The sequence below is a fragment of the Flexithrix dorotheae DSM 6795 genome (genome assembly GCF_000379765.1).
GTDB lineage: Bacteria > Bacteroidota > Bacteroidia > Cytophagales > Flammeovirgaceae > Flexithrix > Flexithrix dorotheae.
The window spans coordinates 257,929-273,448 of sequence record NZ_KB903454.1; the positions used below are offsets into that span (position 1 = coordinate 257,929).

Annotated in this window: 12 protein-coding genes; 6 read left to right on the forward strand and 6 right to left on the reverse strand. The window is 35.6% G+C overall.

All coding sequences use genetic code 11. The annotated features are described in order from the left end of the window. Positions 1–28 precede the first annotated feature (28 nt). On the forward strand, positions 29–592 hold the full coding sequence (gene ruvC / locus A3EM_RS0123225) for a crossover junction endodeoxyribonuclease RuvC (RefSeq protein ID WP_020530654.1): 564 nt from the start codon (positions 29–31) through the stop codon (positions 590–592). Between the two features lie 163 nt (positions 593–755). Here ruvC and A3EM_RS0123230 read toward each other — a convergent pair whose 3' ends face one another. The 3 genes from A3EM_RS0123230 to A3EM_RS0123240 form a co-directional block, all read right to left on the reverse strand. Beyond that, entirely contained in the window at positions 756–1,505 is a 750-nt protein-coding gene (locus A3EM_RS0123230) for a hypothetical protein (RefSeq protein WP_020530655.1), read from the reverse strand. 24 nt (positions 1,506–1,529) lie between these two features. After that, entirely contained in the window at positions 1,530–2,054 is a 525-nt protein-coding gene (locus A3EM_RS0123235; protein ID WP_020530656.1) for a TrmH family RNA methyltransferase, read from the reverse strand. Between the two features lie 74 nt (positions 2,055–2,128). After that, positions 2,129–3,598, reverse strand: a complete 1,470-nt coding sequence (locus A3EM_RS0123240; protein ID WP_020530657.1) for a cellulose synthase family protein — start codon at positions 3,596–3,598, stop codon at positions 2,129–2,131. Between the two features lie 319 nt (positions 3,599–3,917). On the opposite strand from A3EM_RS0123240, the gene A3EM_RS0123245 reads away from it, so the two are divergent. Beyond that, positions 3,918–5,291, forward strand: a complete 1,374-nt coding sequence (locus A3EM_RS0123245; protein ID WP_020530658.1) for a sigma-54-dependent transcriptional regulator — start codon at positions 3,918–3,920, stop codon at positions 5,289–5,291. Positions 5,292–5,301: 10 nt separating this feature from the next. Here A3EM_RS0123245 and A3EM_RS48370 read toward each other — a convergent pair whose 3' ends face one another. Further along, complete coding sequence (locus A3EM_RS48370; RefSeq protein WP_020530659.1) at positions 5,302–7,509, reverse strand: sensor histidine kinase; 2,208 nt, start codon at positions 7,507–7,509, stop codon at positions 5,302–5,304. 455 nt (positions 7,510–7,964) lie between these two features. Here A3EM_RS48370 and A3EM_RS43440 point away from each other — a divergent pair, with 455 nt between their 5' ends. The 3 genes from A3EM_RS43440 (at position 7,965) to A3EM_RS0123265 (ending at position 11,835) form a co-directional block, all read left to right on the forward strand. Next, positions 7,965–8,459 carry a hypothetical protein gene (locus A3EM_RS43440; protein WP_157638043.1) on the forward strand — a complete coding sequence of 165 codons (495 nt, stop codon included), beginning with the start codon at positions 7,965–7,967 and terminating at the stop codon, positions 8,457–8,459. Between the two features lie 267 nt (positions 8,460–8,726). Next, positions 8,727–11,243, forward strand: coding sequence for a DNA gyrase/topoisomerase IV subunit A (locus tag A3EM_RS0123260; RefSeq protein ID WP_245576545.1), 2,517 nt, complete (start codon positions 8,727–8,729; stop codon positions 11,241–11,243). Between the two features lie 76 nt (positions 11,244–11,319). Then, positions 11,320–11,835 carry a YcxB family protein gene (locus A3EM_RS0123265; protein ID WP_157638044.1) on the forward strand — a complete coding sequence of 172 codons (516 nt, stop codon included), beginning with the start codon at positions 11,320–11,322 and terminating at the stop codon, positions 11,833–11,835. Positions 11,836–11,841: 6 nt separating this feature from the next. Here the strand turns inward: A3EM_RS0123265 and A3EM_RS46160 are convergent, their stop codons facing one another. Beyond that, the gene (locus A3EM_RS46160; protein WP_157638045.1) at positions 11,842–12,225 is read right to left on the reverse strand and encodes a hypothetical protein; all 384 of its coding nucleotides are present in this window, start codon (positions 12,223–12,225) and stop codon (positions 11,842–11,844) included. Continuing rightward, positions 12,222–13,721, reverse strand: a complete 1,500-nt coding sequence (gene accC, locus A3EM_RS0123275; protein ID WP_020530664.1) for an acetyl-CoA carboxylase biotin carboxylase subunit — start codon at positions 13,719–13,721, stop codon at positions 12,222–12,224. The genes A3EM_RS46160 and accC overlap by 4 nt, the downstream gene beginning before the upstream one ends. 652 nt (positions 13,722–14,373) lie before the next feature. On the opposite strand from accC, the gene A3EM_RS0123285 reads away from it, so the two are divergent. Beyond that, a complete protein-coding gene (locus tag A3EM_RS0123285; protein WP_020530666.1) occupies positions 14,374–15,519 on the forward strand; it encodes a tetratricopeptide repeat protein in 1,146 nt (381 codons plus the stop codon). Position 15,520: the final 1 nt, after the last annotated feature.

Consider the following 15,520-nt stretch of genomic DNA (forward strand, 5'->3'; position numbering starts at 1 on the left):
TTTGCCTTCAACCAAAATTTAAAATATCATGCCTACCCAAAAAGTCATCCAGGAGAAAATAATATTAGGAGTCGATCCGGGAACCAATGTGATGGGTTATGGGGTGATATTAATTAAAAAAAACAAACCAAGTTTGTTGCAATATGGCGTAATTCATTTGAGTAAGTATGAAACACATGCCCTGAAGCTCAAAAAGATTTATGAAAGAATATTGCAACTCATCAAAGATTACAGCCCGGATGAAATGGCACTTGAGGCACCTTTTTATGGTAAAAATGTACAGTCCATGCTAAAACTGGGAAGGGCTCAGGGAGTAGCGATGGCTGCCGCACTTTCACTGGAAATTCCCATTGTAGAGTATGCCCCCAAGAAAGTAAAACAATCGGTAACGGGAAATGGAAATGCCTCTAAAGAACAGGTAGCCAGCATGATTATGAGCATACTGAATTTTAAGATTGAGGAAAACAGCATGCTTGATGCCACCGATGCCCTTGGAGTGGCTTTATGCCATTTTTACCAAAGGGGAAACAACACCCCAAAATCCAAATCATGGAAAGCCTTTTTATCGGAAAATCCCGGGAGAGTGAAGTAAACCTGCTTTTGTCCCACTCATATCTGGCTAAAGTTTACAACTTTAGCCTAAAAATAAAATCCAGATTGTATCTGGATTAAAAGTACGGAAGTTACAAACTTCCAAATATTAGTTGGGCTTAAGTAGTCGCTAAGCTTATACTTAAGCCAGTGGAGGAAAAACATTAAAATGGTATTAAACCATATTCTTTTAAACTTTCCCTCAAATTTTCGGCATATTGATTTGCAAAGGTTTCTTTTTCTTTCGAAGGCAATGAAAAGTAATAATTATACCTTTTATCCCATTCCTCAATTTCTTCCTCATCCAAACCTGGTTTTTCTACTATATTCATATAATGTACATAGTGCCCAAATTCATGAAATATAGTTCTAAATAACTGGGTAGATCTGACATTTTGCAAACTCAATTCTATAGTAAAATGTCTTTTATCCTCCACAAACAAATGACCATCTTCCTTTAATCTTTCAACCTCTAATCTGGAATCAGGAGAAAGCTTTTTAGGCCATTTTAATGGTTTAGTGTAATTTTGGGATTCTAAAATAATTGCAGGAAAAAATTCATTTTCAAATTCATAAGAATACATTAACTTCCCCCAAACTGGCGAAAGCAAATTTTCTTTATGTTTTGGCTGTCTTAAAATTATGTATTTAAGTTCTCCATAATCTTCTTTAGGGACTAAATTAATTAGTCTAACAATATCCTCCAGTGAACAAGCATGGGAATACTTCTTATTCGTTTCTTCCTCAATTATGATAAACTCATGATTATTAATTACCCTCTTAGTTTTTTTATAATTCCCCAATCGTTCACAAAAATGTCTGACATCCGGATCGGGAATAACAAGTTTATTACTTTTCCCAACACCTTGTTTTCCCGTTCCGATATTTTTATTTCTTCTGATTGGGTTCAACATTTTTTCCGATGTAAAATATTCTTATTAAGAATTTGGTGAAGATGCTTGATTTTCAACTTTAAAGGTTGATCCACTTATTGAATTTACAGGATAATTTTGATGCCTACAAAATTCAAACTGTGCAATAGAAGCAGAAATGGAAACATTTAAACATTCCACAGTGCCAAATTGAGGAATGAACAATACATCATCACATTTTTGCAAGAATTCCTTTTCGATTCCTTTTCCCTCACTTCCCAATATCAAATTGCAATTGTGCTGAAATTCATATTCTGTAATGTTTGTAGCACTCTCATCAATTTCAATTGCCAGATTTAATAATTCATTTTTCTTGGACCATTCAAAAAACTCACTCTCTTCCTTAAAATTTAAGATATCACATTTTGATTCCAATTTTCTGGAAAATGCCTGAGAACCATGCTTAAAATTCCAAGGTTTGTCATAACCAACAAATACAATTTTATTCCCATTAAAAGCTACATGAGATCGAATTATCATTCCTACATTTTTAGGACTTTGCACATTTAATAAAACCGTATTAAAGATCATGAATTAAATTTTTAGAAGAAACTCAGTTCTAAGTAGTCGCTAGGTAAATATTTAAGCTAACTACAAAGATAAATTCACCCAGTAGTTTTCATCGAATAGAAAAACACATTCCCAAAGCCAATGGCCAGCATAATGTGGAAAATGATTAATCCAAAATCATTAAAATAAAACCCAATTCCTATTCCAGCCAGAAAATATAAAACCAGCAGACCTTCCAGGATATTTAGCCAACTAAAGTTTTGCTTAATGTAAATATTTCCTTTCCAGCTATCGGAAACCTGTTGGATATTGAATTTAGGAGTTCTAACAAAAGGGGATTTGAAGCCTAAAAAACCTTCTAGCACTGCAATTGAATTGTGAAGAGAAAGTCCCATAGAAATCATGAGAAACATGGGAAAAACTTTAATATAATAGCCAAATGTATTTTGGGGCACAAATTCTTTGGTGGCTACCCAATAGAAAAAACTAATGGAAAAGAACCCCACTAAAAGTATCCCTCCAATATTGATCAACCAGTTCAATTCCGGATGAGCATATTTTACAAAAAGCATAGGAATGCTGAACAATGCGGCTATAAGTAAAAACAAAAAGACCGAACTATTCAACAAATGAAAAAACGCATGCACCTTGCTGGGAAACGAAATCCCGGACTTTAAAACTGTACCCAAATGCTTTTTGGCAGATTCTGCTGCACCTTTATTCCACCGAAATTGCTGAGATTTTATGGCAGGCATGTAAACCGGCAATTCGGCAGGAGATTCAACCTTTTCCAAATATTTAAATCTCCAGCCCTTCATTTGTGCCCTATAGCTCAAATCTAAATCTTCGGTAAGTGTATCGGGTTGCCAGTTTCCCGCATCATAAATACATTTTTTTCGCCACACCCCACCGGTACCATTAAAATTAATAAAACTTCCGGCAGCACTCCTCCCGACTTGTTCTATAGTAAAATGCGCATCCAAACCGAAAGCCTGCAATTTGGTTAAAATGGAATAATCTTTATTTACATGCCCCCAGCGGGTTTGGACCACTCCTATATTTTCATCTTCCAAAAAATAGGGCACTGTAAGTTTCAAAAAGTCTGGTCTGGGAAGAAAATCAGCATCAAAAATGGCTATAAACTCTCCTTTGGCGATATCCAATCCATATTCCAAAGCTCCTGCCTTAAACCCTACCCTGTCCGGTCTTCTGATATGTTGAATATCAATTCCTTTTTCCTGATAATACTGTACCTTTTTGGCAATTAGGTCAACCGTTTCATCAGTAGAATCATCTAAAATCTGAATTTCCATTTTATCCAATGGATATTCGAAACAGGCTATGGTGTCGATCAGCCTTTCCACCACATATTTTTCATTGTAAATGGGTAACTGCACTGTTACTGCGGGTAATTTATCCTCCTGTATTCCGTCTTCAACGAGGCTTAATTCCCTGCTTTTTTTCTTGCTTTTCAGGTACTGGAGTGTCAGGTGCAACTGACCCAGGCTGAAAAGGAAGATAAATAATAAACTAGATGAATATATGATCAGAATTAAATATTCCATATGGATGATTACCTACACTTTTCCTCAATAATTAATAAGAGTTACTGGTACAAACTTACTAAGACTTATTCATCATTTTTAGTCCTCTTGTTGACATTTCATGAATTTAAAGTGAATCCGGATAAAAATAATTCCAAATGAGCTGAATTTTTGGAGTCAATTGAATTTTGCACCAGTACTCATCTACACAAAGAACTACCATCTCATTATCAATCAGATATAGCAATTAAAAGGCAGTTTTTTCTGACAAGCCGATTACATATTTCAAACAACCTGTGTATATTTAGCACTTGGGTTTAATTTTAATTTTGGCTTAAAAATGAGTAAGACGGAAGGAAAAATATTGGTGGTGGATGATGATGTGGATGTGTTAAGCACTGCAAAAATGTTTTTAAAGCAACATTTTTCCGTAGTACAAGTGGACCAACATCCTGAAAACATTCCCAAACTTCTTGCTCAGGATAATTTCGATCTCATCCTTCTGGACATGAATTTTAGCAAGGGAGATAATGATGGTGAAGAAGGACTATTTTGGCTAAATAAAATACTGGAGATCAATCCCGGAGCAGTAGTAATTTTAATCACTGCCTATGGGGAAGTAGATTTGGCGGTAAAAGCCATTAAAAATGGCGCAGTCGATTTTGTGTTAAAACCATGGAAAAATGAAAAATTACTGGCTACTATAAATTCATCTTTAAAGTTAAGCCGATCGAAAAAAGAAGTAGAACAATTAAAAAATACCCAAAAGAAATTGACCGAGGAGGGCAATCGTCCTTACCAGGAGTTTGTAGGGAATTCCCCGGCTATTCAGCGGGTATTTGATTTAATAGATAAGGTAGCTGCCACAGATGCTAATGTATTGATTTTAGGCGAAAACGGAACAGGTAAAGAGCTAGTAGCTAGAGCATTACACAGAAAATCACTAAGAAAAAATAATATATTTATCAGTGTGGATTTAGGTGCCATTAGCGAAACCTTATTCGAAACTGAGTTATTTGGTCATGTGAAAGGGGCCTTTACAGATGCCAAAGAAAACAGACCGGGAAGTTTTGAACTGGCTTCCGGAGGTTCTATATTTTTGGATGAAATTGGTAATCTCTCTCTTCCGCTTCAGGCCAAATTGCTTACTGTTATTCAAAACAGGGAAGTTAAACGAGTTGGAGCTAACCGAAAAACTTCCGTGGATATCCGTTTGATTTGTGCTACTAATCTCCCGCTTTACGAAATGGTAGAAACTGATGAATTCAGACAGGATTTGTTGTATAGAATTAATACAGTGGAAATCAGGCTGCCCTCATTAAGAGAAAGAAAAGAAGATATACCGCTGCTCATCCAGCACTTTTTGGATATTTACAGTAAAAAATACAAGAAAAACAACCTGAGAATTGATCAGGGAAGTATATCCAAATTAAAGAAATACCAATGGCCGGGAAATGTCCGGGAATTGCAGCATGCGGTAGAAAGGGCGGTGATTTTATCTACTGGAAATCAAATAAGTGCAGGAGATTTTCCTCTGGGGCCGACTCAACCTGTAAAAAATGTAGCACAGGAAATTATGACACTGGAAGACATGGAACAAAAGTTTATCAGAGAGGCGCTGGAAAGAAACTTGGGAAATGTATCCAAAACAGCAAAAGAGTTAGGCTTGACCAGAACTGCACTTTACAGAAGATTAAATAAACATGGATTGTAGGATTTTTTTATCAATTCTGATTAACTGGCAGAGAAATTAAAAACTCGCATCCTTCGTCTTTTTTACTGATTACCTCAATTTGTCCATGGTGTCTTTCAATTACTCCAAAGGCAATAGAAAGCCCCAGACCAGTGCCCTCTCCCACTTCTTTAGTTGTAAAAAACGGATCAAATATTTTACTTTTTATTTCATCAGGAATTCCATTTCCATTATCCTTTATAGAGATTTTTACCACTTCATTTTCAATTTTTGTGGATATAATAATGGCCTTATCCACATTTCCATTTAAGCCATTCTCCTTCGATTTGGATTCTATGGCCTGAACAGCATTGGTTAGAATATTCATAAATACCTGATTGAGCGCACCGGGGTAACAATCAATTTCTGGTAAGGCAACATCATATTCCTTTTTCACCTGAATCCCATTCTTCAAATTGTTTTTCATAAGCAACAAAGTGGTATCAAGTCCTTCATGGATATTGATGCGCTTTAGGGTATCCTCATCCAGCCGGACAAATTGTTTTAATCCGTTTACTAACTCTGCAATTCTGTTGGAACCCTCGTCTATTCCCTCCAGTAAAACTTTAATTTCCTCCCAGATAAAATCAAAATCCAATGCTTCCTTTTCTTTATCCAGGCGATTTAAAAAGCTTTTTAAATCATCTGCTGTTTTCCATTCCGCATATTGACCAAAGAGTTTCTTTAAATCTGCAATATTTAACTTTAGCGGGTAAATATTGGAAGAAATAAAATTGAGGGGATTATTAAACTCATGGGAAATGCCAGCGGTTAACTGGCCCAGAGAGGCCATTTTTTCCGATTCCACCAATTTAGTCTGAGTGGACTTTAATTTCTGGTGTGCTTCATCCAATTGTACTAAAGTTTGAACTACCTGCTTGTGGGACTTTCGCTTAGAGGTAAACAACCAATAAAATAGAATGACAAGGCCTATGGTGACTACAAGTCCGACTAAAAGTATATTTTTGAGTAAGGCTGCTTTACTTATTTCTGCTTTTTGGCTTTCAATCTCCAATTCCTGCTTTTCTTTTTGAACTTTTAGTTTTTCAATTAAATCTGCATTGGCTTCAATTTTAAATGTAGTCCGTAATGAATCGAAATAAGCCTTTTTCTCCATCATATGAAGTTTTTCCCTCGCTTGAATATAAAGCTTATAATACTTGGCAGCAGTGGCAAATTCCCCTTTATCGGATAAGGTTTCTGCCAAATTTTTATACTCTTCAGTTTTTATTTCAAGTGCCTTTTTTTCTTCTTTCTCCAGTTCCATATTTTTCATTTCTGTAAGCAACTCTTCTTCAAGTTTTAAGGCATCCATTAAAGCGGAAGATTCTTGTTTTGGCTTATCTTTCGGGTCAATTTTTAATGGTTCTGGAGTGGCTGGTTTCAGGGTAATTACGGTATCGGTAATAATCTCTTTTTTGCTGGGAAGTATACCTACTTCTTTGGGCTTTATGGTTGGAGACGAATTTTCGATTTTTTCCGCATAACTTAAGGCAGATTCCGCGGCTTCGGTGTTTCCCATAGCCAGAAACAGCTCGGCTATATGCTTATAAGTTTCCAGAACTTTTATGGTATCCTGAGCTTCCTCATAATATTTGATGGTTTTCAAATAAAAAATGGTGGCCTGCTCGTAATTTTCCTCAGTTTCATATTTCTGAGCAGTTTTTTCATAATGATTTAAAATTACATGCTTTTTTTTCTCATTGAATTTTTTGCTCAGCTCCCAGGAATTCATTTCCCCTTTTATGGTTTCCCACCATTTTGGGGTATTGTTCTCAGGTTCGGTCTGTTCCATTTCTTCCAAAAATGAAATAGCCTCCTCTGCCCCCTCATTATATCCAATCTTTTCGCATGTTTCAAGCGCTTCTGAAAAATAAGCCAAAGCCTTATCCCTTATATTCTGGATAAAATATGCCCGTCCAAATTGTATCTGAATATCCGCTTTTCCCCTTTCCAGTAAAGTTTTATCTGTATTTTTCCTTAATGTTTTGGCATAATCCAGTCCGCTTTCTCCCTGCTCAATAGCTTTTTTAGGTTTTTTCTCATTATTATAGGCTTCCATTAAACTGGCAATAGTACTGAGCCTTTCCAACCCAAGGGAAGAATTCAGTTTTTTTTCCAATTCTCTGGAACTTTCCTGTCCTTTAAGTAAAAAAGGGCATAAGAAAAAAATTAATATAGAAAAATATAAAGTCCTCATTTCGATTCCACCAAAGCAGAAAAAATTGCGTTTTGGCGGGAAAAAATTTCCGATTAAAAATTGGATAAAGTTGGATAGAAATCTACCGATTTACAATTACAATTCAACGAAAAATTTAAAAAATGGATTTTATAGTTGATTACTTTGTTTTCCAAATGAGGAGAATTCATCTTTTTGTTTCTTTGTGAAAATTACATATTATAAGATTCTAAAACGGCAAATTGCAGCCAAAAGAAATAAGTTTAAATCACTTCAAAGTATATATTCATTGGGATAAAAAGATATTAGTCATAAATTTAGAGCCTGTTTAAGTTTTGTTTTTCCCTCAATATAGCACCAGACCCAAAATGATCATTTTAAGGTGGGTAAACCAGGCAGGAAAAGTTGCGATCAATTGAAGTCGAAAGGAAAAATTTAAACTTGCTCAACTAAACATAAAAAAAGAAAAAATGATAATGGAAGATGCGATACAACCATTTTTACTTGGTTTGGGAATTGGCTTATTGATTTGTCTGATTATTTTAATGCGGGAATCCTTCAAAAGAAGTGCACTCAAAAAACAAATTAAAGATTTAAAAAACCATCTTCATCAAAAGATGGAAATAGATGCAGAAGCTACACATTTCAAAAAAACGGAAATAGAGGAGCTAAAAAAGGAAAATGAAAACCTTAGAATCACCAATCAGACCCTTGCCCAAAAACCTGGGAGAAGAGAATTAATCAACCTGCATATTTACCAGCGGGCTATTGATATTATGTCGGAAAGTGCCCATGGTTTTGCACCTATGTGGCAGAAAGCGGTAAAGGAATCTGAAAAAGATATTGAACAGTTTGTGGAGGGAAAAACCTCTTTCGTAAAAAAAATAATTTCGCCAATTTCATTTTTTAGCAATTCATCCGGAATGGAAACCAAAAACATTGGACCGGGAGATACCGATAAACCCTCTTAAGTTTATTTCCCTGCAAATAAGTACATTTTTCTCAAAATGAAGGAGTTACAATCAACTCCTTTTTTTATGATCCAAAAGCAGATTTTTAAAAGATTTAAAAAGTGCTTTATTTAAACATTAAATTGCTTAGTAATAAAGCATTGATATTTTTTTATAGCTTAAAATAATCGCTATTTTTGCCGGGTTATGAATTAAATAGAAGGAAAAGTGGAAAACGGAGAAGCTAAAGAAAATCACAGCTTACACACAGTCATTCCTGTAAAAGGGATGTATGAGAACTGGTTTTTAGATTATGCCTCATATGTAATATTAGAAAGGGCTGTACCTGCCATAAATGATGGCCTTAAACCTGTGCAAAGAAGGATTCTTCATGCCATGAAGGAACTTGATGATGGCAGGTTCAATAAAGTTGCTAATATTATTGGCAGCACGATGCAATATCATCCTCATGGAGATGCCTCTATTGGAGATGCAATTGTGAATATCGGTCAAAAAGATATCCTGATTGACACACAGGGGAACTGGGGAGATATTCGAACCGGAGACAGAGCGGCCGCAGCCAGATATATAGAAGCCAGATTATCCAAATTTGCACTGGATGTGGTTTATAATCCGCAAACTACCGAATGGCAGGCCTCCTATGATGGTAGAAAAAAAGAGCCTGTTACGCTTCCGGTAAAATTTCCACTTTTATTAGCCCAGGGAGCAGAAGGTATAGCAGTTGGTTTGGCCACTAAAATAATGCCTCACAATTTCTGTGAACTGATTCAGGCATCTATCAAAATATTAAAAGGTAAAAGTGTAAGCATTGTACCTGATTTTCCAACCGGAGGACAGGCTGATTTTTCAAACTATAATGAAGGTTTGAGAGGAGGAAAAATCAGGGTTCGTGCAAAAATTGAAACAGTAGATAATAAAACGCTTCTAATCAAGGAAATTCCATATACTACTACCACCCAGAGTCTCATCGATTCGATTATTAAAGCCAATGATCAGGGAAAAATTAAGATTAAAAAGGTTGTAGACAATACGGCTAAAGATGTAGAAATTGAAGTGCAATTGGCTTCAGGGCAATCTCCGGATGTAACTATAGCAGCCCTTTATGCTTTTACAGACTGTGAAGTTTCCATCTCCCCAAATGCCTGTATTATCATTGAAGATAAACCAAGGTTTATTTCGGTAAATGAAATGCTGAAAATCTGCACCGACCAGACGGTGGAATTACTTAAAAAGGAACTGGAAATAAGAAAGGGAGAATTGATGGAAAAACTCCTTTTCTCTTCTTTGGAAAAGATTTTCATCGAAAACAGAATCTACCGGGATATAGAAGAATGTGAAACTTGGGAAGATGTGCTTAAAACAATTGACAAGGGATTAGACCCTTTCAAGAAGGATTTTTACAGGGAAATAACCGAAGAAGATTTAATTCGATTAACCGAAATTAAAATAAAAAGAATCTCCAAATTCGATTCATTTAAAGCAGATGAGTTGATGAAAAAATATGGAGATGAACTGGATACGGTTAATTACAACCTTGAAAACCTCATTGAATTTTCGATTGAATACTATTCCAACCTTTTAAAGAAATACGGCAAAGGCAGGGAAAGAAAAACGGAAATCAGCACATTCGATACCATTACCGCTACTAAAGTAGCCGCTAATAATGCCAAATTGTACGTCAATCGAAAGGAAGGTTTTATTGGCTATGGACTGAAGAAGGATGAGTATGTTTCCGAATGTTCTGATATTGACGATATTATCGTTTTCAGGGCCGATGGAATATGTGTGGTCACCAAGATTTCAGATAAGGTATTTGTAGGGAAAAATATCATCCATACAGAAGTTTTTGTAAAAGGAGATGAAAGGAAGGTATATAACCTGATTTACAAAGACGGGAAAACCGGAATTTCCAGAGCTAAGCGGTTTCAGGTACTTGCCGTTACCAGAGATCGGGAATATGATTTAACAAAAGGCACAAAAGGATCGAAAGTACTTTATTTTACAGCAAATCCAAACGGAGAAGCTGAGCTGGTAAGTGTTTCCCTTACAAGTGGATCTACTGCCAGAAATAAAGTGTTTGATTATGATTTTGCAGAGCTTGATATCAAAGGAAGAGGAAGCCAGGGAAATATTCTCTCCAAATATCCGGTGAGGAAAGTTACGCTTAAAAAAGAGGGCGTGTCCACGCTTGGTGCGGTAGATTTATGGTACGATGATTCCATTGGTACACTCAACAAGGATGAAACAGGGACTTATCTGGGCAAATTCAGGAGTGAGGATTCCATAATTGTTTTTTACAAGAGTGGGGAATATGAAATCACCAATTTTGAATTGACTAATAGGTATGATGCCAAGAACGTAGCCATATTAGAAAAATATGATCCTCAAAAGATTGTTTCTGCCATCCACTATGAAGGCAAAAACAAAACTTATTATGTGAAAAGATTCCAGATTGAAGCCACTACTCCTAATAAAAAATATCTTTTTATAAGTGATTCCCCAGCCTCTAAATTAACTGTAGTAGCCACTTTTCAACAACCTGAAGTGGAAGTGCAAACTAAAAACAGCCAAAAGCAGGTGGAATGGCAAAAAATTAAACTGGATGAATTTATTGATGTGAAAGGCTGGAGAGCTATTGGCAATAAACTTTCCTACGATAAGGTAATCAAAATTAAGATGACTACGCCAGTGGCTGAAGAGGTTAAAACAAAAGAGGAAAAGCCAAAGGATGCGGATAGCCAGCCAAAAGATAAGGATGACAAAGATCAATTAAAGTTATTTTAAAACAATTTACTTGAAGGAAAGTGAAGTCCAAGAGCTTTGCTTTCCTTTTCCCTCCAATTTCATAAAAAATTCTCCTATGAAGCCAATTGTAGTAAACGCCAGAATTAATCCGCAGGATTTCTTCAAACTGGGATTTAAACAATTTTATACCAAACCAATGATCATTATCCCACACGTGATCATTTTCATTTCTGTAATTGCAAATCTTATGCTTTTGAGTGATGGTCAGGGTTCGGAAAATTCTCTCAGAAATATGTTTATTGTTTTTTCAATAATTGTAGTTTTACTTCCTTTCTCCATTTACAGACAAATGTCAAAAAAGTTAAAAACTAACCATATGTTGAAGGAAATGGTGAAGTACGAATTTTCTACTACTAAAATAAAATTGAAAGGAGAGACATTTGATTCAGTAATCAGTTGGGAAAAGTTGCATAAAGTTAAAGAAACCAAAAGCTGGTTTTTGTTCTATGTGGATAAAATCACCGCTTCTTACGTCCCAAAAGCCTGTTTTTCATCCGAAGCAGATATGCAAAATCTCCTCAAATTAATAAAAAGTAAACCAGGGCTTAAAGCAGAACTGATGAAAGGATAAATGAAATTACTTATTAAAAATAATTTCATTTACCTCATTCAAGGAATTAAACCTAATCTGAATATTTTCTCCTGCCTTATCAAAAGTTTCAGCATTGCACTGACTTCCGGGCTTCAGGTGATAAACATAGAATTTCTGGCTTCGGATATATAATTCTACCTTATCCGGCTTACCTAATAATTTATTCACCTGCAATTCACTAAGGCCAATTATTTTATCCTGAACCCCTTTAAACTGGTCAAGCATTGTTAATCTTTCAGAATTACATCCATTTGGATCATTCTTCCAGGTTTGGGTATCAAAAGCCTCCTCGGGTATACCCGATCCGGTACAACTCCCTAAAACAAACAAAACCCAAAGAGAAGAAGTGAGGAATTTTAATATTGTCAATTTAATCGTTTTTTCCAATTCGAAATTTTTAATGTTTTTCCAACTTCCGAGGCCTGGCTATTTTGGCCACTATCACTTTCTAATAGCTGATGAACTAAAATAGAAGCGATTTTGGCTTCCTCAGTGGCTTCATCGGAATTTAAATATTCGGGTTTAAAAAACCTTTCCACAAATTTGGTATCAAACCTTCCACTTACAAATTCATCGTGTTTTAAAACAAAACTACAAAACTCAAGAGTGGTTTTAATTCCGGTAATATTATATTCATCAATTGCCCTGATCATCCGCTGTATAGCTTCTTGTCTATCGTGCCCGTAAGTAATTAATTTGGCAATCATTGGATCGTAGAAAATGGGTATTTCCATTCCTTCTTCAAAGCCATCATCTACCCTCACTCCTATCCCCTGAGGTCTTTCATAAGTCGCTAACTGGCCAATATCAGGCAGAAAATTATTGGTTGGGTCTTCGGCATACACACGAACTTCTACCGCATGTCCACGAATGGATAAATCTTCCTGAGTAAAGCTAAGGTTTCCCCCCTGAGCCACATTTATCTGCTCTTTCACCAGATCGATATTGGTGATCATTTCAGTTACAGGATGCTCCACCTGTAATCTTGTATTCATCTCCAGAAAGAAAAAATCATGATTTTGATCCAGGATAAATTCCACCGTTCCGGCTCCATAATAATTACAGGCTCTTGCCACATCCACCGCACACTTTCCCATTTTTTCTCTTAACTCTGGACTTAAAACTGCTGAAGGAGCCTCTTCTATCACCTTCTGATGCCTTCTTTGAATGGAACATTCTCTTTCAAAAAGATGAACAATATTCCCATGCTGGTCTCCCATTATCTGAAATTCGATATGCTTGGGCGAGGTGATATACTTTTCAATAAAAACAGAAGAATCGCCAAAAGCAGAATTTGCTTCGCTCATAGCTCTTTCTATTTGTTCCTTGAAATCTTCCGACTTTTCCACAATTCTCATCCCTTTTCCACCTCCTCCTGCACTGGCTTTAATCAAAATCGGATAACCTATTTCAACAGCCAGCTCCATGGCTTTATCCACATCGGAAATGGCTTTATCTGTACCCGGAATGAGTGGAATATTATACTTTTTTACCGCATCCTTTGCGGCCAGCTTACTACCCATTATTTCGATAGCCGAAGGCGAAGGGCCTATAAAAACAATACCCGCTTCTGTAACACTTTTGGAAAATGAGGCATTTTCGGAAAGAAAACCATAACCAGGATGTATGGCATCAACATTTAAATCTTTTGCCACTTTGATTATCCTATTCCCATCCAGATAGGAAGCTTTGGAGGGAGACTCTCCAATATACACTGCTTCATCAGCCATTTTGGTGTGCAAAGCCAGTCTATCGGCATCACTAAAAACCGCTACAGTTTTTATTCCTAATTCTTTTGCTGAACGAATTACCCTTAAGGCGATTTCTCCTCTATTGGCAATTAAAATTTTTTTAAACTTTTTCAAATTGAAAAGTTAAAGGTGATCAAAAAATAAGAAGTGGAAAGTTAAAAAAAAGAGAGGAAAAAGGAAGGAAAATTTTGAAGTAAAAAAAGAAATCTAAGTCTTAGAAAAACACAAGGGTAGAACTTAATCTACCCCTTGTGATTCTTTCAACCAGCTATGAAAAAGAAATATCTAACACAGAGCGTTAAATATTTACTACTTTGATTACAAATGTACAAAAATTATTGAATTTGCAAATTCCTAATGTGTAAAATACCTCATTTTTTTTAACTTTTTTTTAACAATTGTTAATATACAGCGTTTTTTTGTACAATTTGGGAACTTTATTGTACTATTTCATGCTTTCAAAAGCATATTTCAGCAAAATGGTATAGGTGATTTTTTACTGATTTATTAAACTTTTTTCCAGAACACAAATTTGGTAATTACAAGTTTATCATTTCAAGCCAAAAAAAAGACTAATTTGGTTCACCCATCCCGTATTTTAATGAAGTAAAAATAATCCTAATAAAACATCTTGTTTGCTCTCCTTTTTTTCTTCTGCAATTTTCCATTTCGTGTTCAAGAAAAAAATAATCAGGGAATTAAATAAAATACCAGAGAAAACCTCGTTTTGAATAGAGTTGATTTTTTAACATAACACTCATTAAGAATGAGGTTTTTTTTATATCTGGTAATTATTTTTTTATCTGGCCTTCAGCTTTTCGCTCAGAAATTAGATTTATCTGAGGCTGATTTCATCGGACCAAATAAAATTCGAATAGGGAAAAATGTTTTTGACTTGAATCAATTGGATCAAAATCAATTGAAAGAAGTTGAAAAGCTAAAGGTTGAAAAAGCGAAAGAAGCTTACAAATACAGTCTTTCCCATTATGCTAATAACCAGCTGGATAAAGCTGTGAATCAATTGAATAAGGCTTTAGCCCTAAACAAGGACTTTCCCGATGCCTATTTGCTCAGAGGAAGTTTAAAATCTGAATTGGGATATCAGGAAGAAGCCATTAAAGATTTTGACAAAGTATTGGAACTCAATCCTGAAGATGAAACCCCTTATATGGCCAAAGCCATTATCCATCAAAAAAACAGTGAATTTGACCTAGCTCAAAAAAGCCTGACAAAAGCCATTAAATTAGACTCCACTAACCAGGAGCTACAATCTTTGCTATTTCAGATTTACCTGCAAAATAAGGATTTTGAAAGTGCCAGTAAATTTTTAGAAAAGCAGGCCGAAAAAGATCCATTAAATCCAGAAATCTATCTATCATCCGGAAATATATGGCTTACCACAAAACAGTGGAAAAAAGCGGAACAATCTTATACAAAAGCTATTCTGTTAAACGATACCTCAAGTACAGCATACACAGCCAGAGCCATTTCCCATTATTTTAATGATAAAAAGGCAGAGGCCAAAAAAGATTTTGAGAAAGCCATTGTACTAAATCAATCAGCCGATATTGCTTTCAATAACAAAGGGAAAACCCTTTATGATATGGGAGAATTATCACATGCCATGGAAGCCTTCACCCAAGCCATAGCAATTAATCCGACAAACACAATTGCCCTTCAAAACAGAGCCGTGATTTACCTTAAGTACCAGGAATTTGAAAAGGCTAAAGCGGATTGTCAAAAAGCCCTGGAACTTGATCGTGAGTATGCCAATGCATGGCTGACTTTAGGGAATATTAATGAAATGCTAAGATTGCCTGAAGAAGCCTGCGAAGCCTGGGAAAAAGCCGAAAAACTAGGTGTAGAAATCGCAGGAGAATATATTAAAACCAACTGTGGCAATAAAGAATAAA